Genomic DNA, 7,204 nt, shown 5'->3' on the forward strand with positions numbered 1-7,204 from the left:
CCGCCTCGTCTCCATGACCACCATTCGCCCCCTCACGCTCCTGGGCTGCGCCGCCCTCGTCCTGGCTCCGGCCCTCAGCTTCGCCGGCGGGACCGAGACCCACTCGATCTCCGGCTTCTCCGACTTCGACGACGGCGAGGTCGAGGGCGCGGCGGTCGAGGCCAGCGGCAAGGTCACCGTGGGCTACGGCCACCAAAAGGTCGAGCTCAGCGCCCACAGCACCACCTTCTCCTGCCTCGTCGACGGCAAGCAGGCCTGGGTCGGCACGGCCGACTCGGCCACGATCCAGCGCGTCGACGTGCGCGCCAAGGCCCCCGCGGTCGAGGAGCTCGTCGGCGCCGAGGCCCTCGACGGCGTGGTCGTCAGCGCCATGGCCCGGCTGCCCGGGGGCGACCTGGTCGCGGCCGTCTTGCCTGGCGGCAAGCTCGTGCGCGTGAACAAAAAGGGCGAGGTCAGCGACTTCGCCGAGCTCGCCGAGGTCGAGCAGATCTGGGCCCTGCTGCCCCACAAGGGCCGCCTGCTCGTGGCCACCGGACCCCGCGGCGAGCTGTGGAGCGTGGGCACGGACGGCAAGGACGCCAAGGTCGTGCTCGACGTGCCCGAGAAGGACATCCTGTCCGTGCTCGCGGTCGGCGACGCGGTCCTGGTCGGGACCTCGCCGAAAGCGCGCCTTTACCAGGTGGGCGGCGAGGCGGGCAAGGAGCTCGAGGGCCAGCTCATCCGCGAGTTCAAGGGCGACGAGGTCCGGGCCCTGGCGCTGTCGGGCTCCAAGCTCGTCGCGGCCGTCAACGACTTCGAGTCGCGCAGCGTGTCGAGCCGCTCGGCGCTGACCAAGCAGCTCAACCGCTCGAGCCTCACGGGCGAAAAGCCCGAGGACAACAACACCACCCGCTCCCGCCCCAGCGCCGACGCGACCGTGTGGGCCGTGGACCTGGGCAAGAAGCAGGACCTGGGCCGCGCCTTCGATGCGGCCTGGGACGAGTGGCTCAAGAAGAAGAACCAGTACTTCATCGACCTGGTCGCCACCGACCAGCCCGGCACGGTGCTCGCGGCCAGCTCCCAGGGCGGCAAGATCTACCGCGTCCGCGGGCGCCGAGACGCCGCCGTGATCGCCGACCTCGAAGAGCGCCAGGCGACCAGCTTGTGCCTGCTCGACAACGGCGAGGTGCTGGCGACGGCGGGCGACGGCGCGGCGGTCTACACCCTCGACGACGCGCCCGCGGCCAAGGCCCGCTGGGTCAGCGACGTGCTCGACGCGGGCCAGCCTGCGACCTACGGCGCCTTCGCCCTCGACGGCCAGGGCAGCATGGAGCTGCGCGTGCGCACCGGGCCCACCAAGGAGGTCGACGGCCGCTGGAGCGCCTGGAAGAAGGTCTCGCTCAGCCGCGACGCCGGCAGCGGAGACCTGCGCGGGCGCGCGGACCTGCCCAAGCGCCGCTACATGCAGGTCGAGGTCGGCCTCGGTGACGGCGCCGAGCTCCGCGGGCTGACGGCCTTTTACGCCCCCGAGAACCTCGCGCCCATGCTCGAGGAGATCACCGTCAAGGCCGCCAGCTTCGAGCGCGACGACGACGAGGAGACCAAGGCCAAGGTCACCATCAAGTGGGAGTCCGAGTCCCGCGACGGCGACGACCTGGTCTACGAGGCCTGGATCCGCTCCGCCGAGGGCGCCGGCGAGCCCGCGTGGGTCTCGCTCACCCAGGACGGCCCCGTGTCCAAGACCTCCGTCGAGCTCGACCTCGACACCCTCCCCGACGGCCGCTACGAGGTCCGCGTGGTCGCCAGCGACGAGCCCGACAACGGCACGGGCGCGGCGGCCACGGACGAGCTGATCTCCGATCCTTTCGTCATCGATCGGACCCGCCCCAGCCTCTCGAACCTGCGCGTCGACGGCTCGCGGTTGACCGGCGTCGCCGAGGACCGCGGGAGCCTCATCCACGACGTCGCCTTCGCCGTCGACGGCGGGGACTTCCGCGCGGCCTCGGCCAGCGACGGCGTGTTCGACTCGGGCAAGGAGAGCTTCGAGCTGCTCCTGCCGACCCTGAGCCCGGGCGCCCACCGGGTCGTGGTGCGGGCCCGGGACGCGCGCGGAAACATCGAGACCGCGGCCATCGAGGTCGGCGGCTGAGGCCGCTCGTCTCGCGTCGTCCCAACCCCGGCGAAACGGCTCGAAACGGCCTCTGGCGTGAACATACGCCAGTTTGGGGCGTGGACGCGGGGCGAGGTCGGGGCTAAGGTTTGGCCATGTCGCTCCCCGATCGAGATCCGCAGCTCGCCCGTCGCCTCGTCGCCGAGGGGGCCCTCTTGCTCGACGTCCGCACCCAGGCCGAGTACGACGAGCACCACCTCGAAAACGCGCTGTTGATCCCGCACGTCGAGGTCGCGGCGCGGCTCGGGGAGATCCTCGATCGCCAGGGCGGGGACAAGGACAAGCCCATCGTCGTCTACTGCCGCCGCGGCGGGCGGGCCGGGACGGCGAAGGCCGTGCTCGAGCAGAGCGGGTTCACGGCGGTGACCAACGTCGGTGGGATTACCGACTACTGATGCGGATGAATTGAGAGAGGGGCCCTTCGGCCCCTCTTTCGGTCTCAGCTCCGCGTGAGCTTCCGGTACTTGATGCGCTTGGGCACCATCGCGTCGTCCCCGAGTCGCGCCTTGCGGTCCTTCTCGTAGTCCTCGTAGTTGCCCTCGAACCACACCACGTTCGAGTCGCCCTCGAAGGCCAGGATGTGCGTGGCGATGCGGTCGAGGAAGAAGCGATCGTGGGAGATGACCACGGCGCACCCGGGGAAGGCGAGCAGGGCCTCCTCGAGGTGGCGGAGCGTGTCGACGTCGAGGTCGTTGGTCGGCTCGTCGAGGAGCAGCAGGTTGCCGCCGCGCTTGATCAGCTTGGCCAGGTGCACCCGGTTGCGCTGACCGCCGGACAGCGTGCCGACGCGTTGCTGCTGGGCGGCGCCGTTGAAGTTGAACTTGCCGACGTAGGCCCGGGAGTTCATCTCGACGGTGCCGCCGACCCCGGCGAGCTCGACGGTCTCCTTGCCCTCGCTGATCTCCTCCCACACGGTCTTGTCCGCGTCGAGGGCGTCGCGGGTCTGGTCGACGTAGGCGATGTCGACGGTGTCGCCGATCTTGAGGGTGCCGTCGTCGGGCTGCTCTTGGCCGGTGATCATCCGGAACAGGGTGGTCTTGCCGGCGCCGTTGGGGCCGATGATGCCGACGATGCCGCCGCGGGGCAGGGTGAAGTCGAGGCCGTCGACGAGCAATTTCTCGCCGAAGGCCTTGCGCAGGCCCTTGGCCTCGACGACGACGTTGCCCAGGCGCTGGCTAAAGGGGATGTGGATCGAGGTGGTGTCGCGCTCGCGCTTTTCGGACCCCGCGACGAGCTCCTCGTAGGCGCGGATGCGGGCCTTGCTCTTGGCCTGGCGGGCCTTGGGGTTCATGCGGATCCACTCGAGCTCGCGGCTGAGCTCCTTTTGGCGGTTGGACTCGCGCTTCTCGGAGTCGGCCAGGCGCTTGCGCTTTTGCTCGAGCCAGCCCGAGTAGTTGCCCTGCCACGGCAAGGCCTTGCCGGAGTCAATCTCGAGGATCCACCCGGCGACGTTGTCGAGGAAGTAGCGGTCGTGGGTGATGGCGACGACGGTGCCGGGGTACTCGTGGAGGTGGTTCTCGAGCCAGGCGACGGACTCGGCGTCGAGGTGGTTGGTGGGCTCGTCGAGCAGCAGCATGTCGGGGCGCTCGAGCAGCAGGCGGGTCAGGGCCACGCGGCGCCGCTCGCCGCCGCTGAGCTTGGTGACCTCGGAGTCCCCGGGCGGGCAGCGCAGGGCGTCCATGGCGAGCTCGAGGGTGTGATCGAGCTCCCAGCCGTTGCCGGCGTCGATCTTGTCCTGGAGCTCGCCCTGCTCCTCGAGCAGCGCGTTCATCTCCTCGTCGGAGCTGATCTCGCCGAACTTCATCGACACCTCTTCGAAGCGCCTGAGGGTGTCGCGCATGTCGGCGACGGCCTCCTCGATGTTCTCGCGCACGGTCTTGGTGGGGTCGAGCTCGGGCTCCTGGGGCAGGTAGCCGATGCGCACGCCCTCGGCGGCCCAGGCCTCGCCGATGAACTCCTTGTCGACCCCGGCCATGATCCGCAGGAGGGTCGACTTGCCGGCGCCGTTGTTGCCGATGAGTCCGATCTTGGCCCCGGGGAGGAACGAGAGGTGGATCCGCTCGAAGACCTGTTTCCCGCCGGGGTAGATCTTGGAGAGGCCTTGCATCGTGTAGATGTACTGGTAGGAGGCCATTGGCCGCGGATTGTAGACAGGTCGCGGGGGTCCGCAAAGGGGCCGCGGGCAAGGGTCGAGGCGGCGCCCTGGGGGCGCGCGGGGGAGGCGCTCGCTAGGGCGGGCGCGGGGCGAGGAGCCTGGGTGCCCGGGCCTCGCGCAGCACTTTGCTCGCGCCAGGCTCTTGTGAGCAGCCCGGGCCGGCCCGACAATCGGGGGCCGATGACCGAGAGCTCCGACTTCGCCGCCGCCCCCGTCGTGGACGCCGACGCACCGACGGCCGCCGAGGTGACCACGACCACGCGCGCGTTCAAGACGTGGGCTCTGGAAAATTCCCTCAAGCGCTACGGCGCCGACAAGTGGGGCCAGGGCTTCCTCGCGGTCAACGGCGAGGGCTGCCTGACCTTCAAGGCCCCGGCGCTGCCCGAGCTCGACCTGCAGCGCGTGGCCATGGTCCTGCGCGAGCGCGGGGTCCACTCGCCCTTCGTGCTGCGCTTCCCGGGGATGATCGTCGCGGCCATGGAGCGCCTGCACCGGGCGTTCGAGCTCGCGGCCGAGGAGAACGAGTACCAGGGCGAGCACATGGGCATGTACCCGCTCAAGGTCAACCAGCGGCGCAGCGTGGTCGAGACCGTGGTCGCGGCCCGGGAGCGCTGCGCCTACGGGCTCGAGGCCGGGTCCAAGCCCGAGCTGCTCCTGGCCATGGCCCAGCCCGTCAGCAAGGCGCCGCTGATCTGCAACGGCTACAAGGACCGCGAGTTCATCCGCCTGGCCTTCCACGCCGCGGAGCTCGGCCACGAGGTCATCTTGGTGCTCGAGTCCATGCGCGAGGTCCAGCGCTACCTCGACATCTACGCCCAGGGCGAGTGGAAGGCCACGCCCTTTTTGGGCATGCGCGCCAAGCTCTACAGCCGCGGCAGCGGGCGCTGGCAGAGCTCCGGGGGCGAGCGCTCGAAGTTTGGCCTGACCACCAACGAGATGCTCGAGGTCGTGCGCAGGCTCGAGGGCGCCGACGCCCTCGATCGCCTGAGCCTGCTGCACTTCCACATCGGCTCGCAGATCACCCAGATCAAGCGCATCAAGGTCGCCGTCCGCGAGGGCATCCGGCTGTGGTGCTCGCTGCGGGCGCGCTGCGGGGGGCTGCGCTACATCGACCTGGGCGGGGGCATCGGCATCGACTACGACGGCAGCCGGACCTCCTACCCGAGCTCGGCCAACTACTCCCTCGAGGAGTACGCCAGCCAGGTGGTGTTCGAGATCGGCCAGGTCGTGCGCGAGCTCGAGCTGCCCGCGCCGACGATCGTGACCGAGAGCGGGCGCGTGCTCGTGGCCCAGCACGCCGTGACCGTGGCCGACCTGCGCGAGGTCCAGGGCGCGCTGCTGCCCGTGCCCGAGGCCTCGCCCGCCGAGGACCGGCTGATCACCTCGCTGCGCGAGTGCCTCGAGTACATCAACGTCAAGAACATCGAGGAGTACTTCCACGACGCCGTCGACTACCGCGACGAGGCCCTGCAGCTGTTCTCGCGCGGGTATTTGAGCCTCGAGGATCGGGCCAGCGCCGAGGGCCTGTTCCAGCGCATCCGCATGCGCTGCGCCAAGCTGATCCGGCAGATGCGCCACAAGCCCGAGGAGATCCTCGACTACCTCGACCGCGCGCAGGTCAAGTACCTGGCCAACTTCTCGATCTTCCAGTCGCTGCCCGACACCTGGAGCATCGACCAGGTGTTCCCGGCCGCGCCCCTGTCCGGGCACGGCTCCGCGCCGGCCTACAACGCCGAGATCGTCGACATCACCTGCGACAGCGACGGCTGCGTGAGGACCTTCGCCCACCCCGACGACAACCTCAAGTCCCTGCCCCTGCACGCCCCGCCCGCGCGCAACGACGAGCCCTACTTCCTGGGCTTTTTCATGACCGGGGCCTACCAAGACAGCCTCGCCAACGCCCACAACCTGTTCGGCCGCTGCCACGAGGTCATCGTGCGCGGCCCCGAAGAGGACGGGGTCATCCTCGGGGCCCAGTCCATCGAGTTCGAACGCGGGCTGTGGTTCGAGGTCAAGACCGGCTACAGCGTGCAGGACATGCTCGAGGAGATGGACTACGACGTCGACTCGATCACCCAGATGATCCGCGACCGCCACCTGGGCGTGGACACGACCCTGGGCCAGCCCTGGGCCATGGGGGTGCTGCAGGAGTACCCCTACTTGACGCGGACCTGACCCAGACTTGGATTGATGGTGGACGAGGCCGGACTGGACGAAGCCAAGCTTCGGCGAGGCGTCTCCCGGCTGCGCCTGGGCATGGTGCTCTTCGGCACGATCTTCGGCGCCCTGATCGGCAGCTGGGACGTCTACGTGGCCCTGTCCGAGAAACAGCCCACGCGCCTCGAGGCCCACGAGTTCGGGGCGCGCTACGGCGGCGAGCAGTGGCTCGAGGTCCGCGGCCGGCTCGCGGTCGAGCACGCGCACCTGCGCCGGAGCACCCACGACGCCCACGTCGACGAGAACCTCGGCTACCTCCACGTCCCCGTGGTCGCCCAAGGCTGGCGCCCCGAAGACCGCGTCGAGGTGCTCGCCACCTTCGGCCCAGTCGACATGAACGCCGCCCCCGACTGGGAGCAGCTGTGCCCCGGGCCGAGCTGCGTGACCGGCCAGGTGCGCCGCGCCGCCATGAAGGACCTGGACACGCGCTTCCCAGGCCTGCGCTTTCGCGACCCCCCGGTGATCGTCAACGTCGGCACGGAGCCCTCCCCACCCCTACTGATGGCCGGCTTCACCCTCTTCATGCTGATCTGTGCCCTGTTCGCCGGAACCACCCTGGCCCACGAACTACGCAGCCGCCGAACCAGCTAACCAACCCACGCCCCCTCGAGTCGTCGGAGCCACCACCCTCCGCACCACGACGGGCACAAAAGGGGCAAGGGGGTCGGATCCCCCAGCGCAAG

5 protein-coding genes are annotated in these 7,204 nt (G+C 69.8%); 4 read left to right on the top strand and 1 reads right to left on the bottom strand.

Going from position 1 to position 7,204, the window contains the following annotated elements; all coding sequences use genetic code 11:
- The first annotated feature begins 13 nt into the window (after positions 1 to 13).
- On the top strand, positions 14 to 2,128 hold the full coding sequence (locus tag PPSIR1_RS19090; RefSeq protein WP_006972762.1) for a molybdopterin-binding protein: 2,115 nt from the start codon (positions 14 to 16) through the stop codon (positions 2,126 to 2,128).
- A gap of 116 nt (positions 2,129 to 2,244) precedes the next feature.
- Positions 2,245 to 2,544, top strand: coding sequence for a rhodanese-like domain-containing protein (locus PPSIR1_RS19095; protein WP_006972763.1), 300 nt, complete (start codon positions 2,245 to 2,247; stop codon positions 2,542 to 2,544).
- Between the two features lie 44 nt (positions 2,545 to 2,588).
- Here the strand turns inward: PPSIR1_RS19095 and ettA are convergent, their stop codons facing one another.
- Positions 2,589 to 4,283 (bottom strand): energy-dependent translational throttle protein EttA, encoded by a 1,695-nt coding sequence (gene ettA, locus PPSIR1_RS19100; RefSeq protein WP_006972764.1) that lies wholly within the window; start codon positions 4,281 to 4,283, stop codon positions 2,589 to 2,591.
- A 201-nt stretch (positions 4,284 to 4,484) separates the two neighbouring features.
- Here ettA and speA point away from each other — a divergent pair, with 201 nt between their 5' ends.
- Together speA and PPSIR1_RS19110 are read left to right on the top strand one after the other, a co-directional pair.
- A complete protein-coding gene (gene speA / locus PPSIR1_RS19105; RefSeq protein ID WP_053335389.1) occupies positions 4,485 to 6,479 on the top strand; it encodes a biosynthetic arginine decarboxylase in 1,995 nt (664 codons plus the stop codon).
- Positions 6,480 to 6,494: 15 nt separating this feature from the next.
- Positions 6,495 to 7,112 carry a hypothetical protein gene (locus PPSIR1_RS19110; protein WP_006972766.1) on the top strand — a complete coding sequence of 206 codons (618 nt, stop codon included), beginning with the start codon at positions 6,495 to 6,497 and terminating at the stop codon, positions 7,110 to 7,112.
- The last annotated feature ends 92 nt before the right edge of the window (positions 7,113 to 7,204 follow it).

The organism is Plesiocystis pacifica SIR-1 (genome assembly GCF_000170895.1).
Taxonomy (GTDB): domain Bacteria; phylum Myxococcota_A; class Polyangia; order Nannocystales; family Nannocystaceae; genus Plesiocystis; species Plesiocystis pacifica.

Bases quoted from the DNA above. Each gene is read 5' to 3' on its own strand.
- PPSIR1_RS19095 (WP_006972763.1), top strand. From the start codon at position 2,245: ATGTCGCTCCCCGATCGAGATCCGCAGCTCGCCCGTCGCCTCGTCGCC.
- PPSIR1_RS19090 (WP_006972762.1), top strand. From the start codon at position 14: ATGACCACCATTCGCCCCCTCACGCTCCTGGGCTGCGCCGCCCTCGTC.
- speA (WP_053335389.1), top strand. From the start codon at position 4,485: ATGACCGAGAGCTCCGACTTCGCCGCCGCCCCCGTCGTGGACGCCGAC.
- ettA (WP_006972764.1), bottom strand. From the start codon at position 4,283: ATGGCCTCCTACCAGTACATCTACACGATGCAAGGCCTCTCCAAGATC.
- PPSIR1_RS19110 (WP_006972766.1), top strand. From the start codon at position 6,495: ATGGTGGACGAGGCCGGACTGGACGAAGCCAAGCTTCGGCGAGGCGTC.